Below are 673 nucleotides of genomic sequence, written 5' to 3'. Positions count from 1 at the left end.
TCAGGTCGGCAAGCTGTCGCGGAGCCATGATCTCACTAAGGCATGCCTCTATATGCTCAAGCGTTGGGATGCGTTTTCCCGATTCCTCGACGATGGCAGGATCTGTCTCACGAACAACGCTGCCGAGCGCGCGCTGCGCTGCATCCCGCTCGGGCGCAAGGCATGGCTGTTCTGCGGCTCTGACCGCGGTGGGCAACGCGCTGCCGTAATCTACACGCTCATCCAAACAGCCAAGCTAAACGATATCGATCCGCAGGCATGGCTCGCCGATGTCCTCGCCCGCATCGCCGACCACCCGGCAACTCGGCTCGATGAACTCCTGCCGTGGAACTGGCGGCTTTCCCGTTGAAGGCAGATCTCGATTCCCATAGCATCAACGCATGCAATACGGCCCAGAACCCGAACTGATCGAGTCACCTCTTGGACGCACCATTGAGCAAAATGGCATCCGGCTGACTATCAGCATCGTTCGCCTCGCCACTCAACCGGGCTGGTCGCTAGAAGTCGTGAACGAAAACAACACATCTATCGTGTGGGACGATCCATTCCCAACTGACCGCGCCGCCGATGCTGCATTCCGAAAGGCACTCGCCGAAGAAGGCCCAGAGGCATTCCTCGACGACCGATAAGCAGCATCACCGCGTCATGCCGCGGCCTTCACCGGATGGATACG

General features: G+C 59.4%; 2 protein-coding genes. Both read left to right on the top strand.

Annotated elements, in window-relative coordinates; all coding sequences use genetic code 11:
• On the top strand, positions 1-349 hold a 349-nt coding region (locus tag LI72_RS18640), incomplete at its 5' end, for an IS66 family transposase (RefSeq protein WP_033927482.1).
• Positions 350-380: 31 nt separating this feature from the next.
• Positions 381-629 (top strand): hypothetical protein, encoded by a 249-nt coding sequence (locus tag LI72_RS18635; protein ID WP_033927406.1) that lies wholly within the window; start codon positions 381-383, stop codon positions 627-629.
• Positions 630-673: the final 44 nt, after the last annotated feature.

The sequence above is a fragment of the Sphingomonas sp. 35-24ZXX genome, from assembly GCF_000786215.1.
Classification (GTDB): domain Bacteria; phylum Pseudomonadota; class Alphaproteobacteria; order Sphingomonadales; family Sphingomonadaceae; genus Blastomonas.
Note: the sequence above shows the minus strand (reverse complement) of the source record. Positions and strands in the feature narration are given on the sequence as shown.